This window comes from Yersinia thracica, assembly GCF_902170565.1.
GTDB lineage: Bacteria > Pseudomonadota > Gammaproteobacteria > Enterobacterales > Enterobacteriaceae > Yersinia > Yersinia thracica.
In genome coordinates, this window is sequence record NZ_CABHXX010000115.1 from 1 (window position 1) to 355 (window position 355).

Here is a 355-nt window from a genome sequence, read left to right on the forward strand (position 1 = left end):
TGTGTTTGCTCTGTGGTTAATAAATTTCCAATAATATCCATCGTAGAGCGCTTACGGCGTATACCATCAATAACTACGTCATCAAAGCTTTCAGCCATGGCAGTGAGCTTTAATTGTTTAAGTATTTCAATACATTTATGCCGTTCCATTTGGCACCCCTTTTAATAACGTGTTGTAACGCTGACAATTAGCCTGGGGCGGGATGTTCAGTGGAATATCATTTATTTTAAACGTAGGTATTACGGGTTCAGTGAGTCGATGAATAATATTGAGTACTGCTTCCACCGTAGGCACTCCTTCGTCTAACGCTATGGCTGCCGCGGTCACGCCTAAATCTTCACCATAATCAGCAATT

The 355-nt window shown here is 41.4% G+C and carries 2 pseudogenes; both read right to left on the minus strand.

The annotated features are described in order from the left end of the window. Positions 1 to 149 (minus strand): annotated as a pseudogene (locus FTA91_RS16415) (IS21-like element ISYen2A/ISYen2B family helper ATPase IstB); the annotation flags it as partial. Beyond that, positions 136 to 355: pseudogene (locus FTA91_RS16420) on the minus strand (IS21 family transposase); the annotation flags it as partial. The pseudogenes FTA91_RS16420 and FTA91_RS16415, both read right to left, overlap by 14 nt.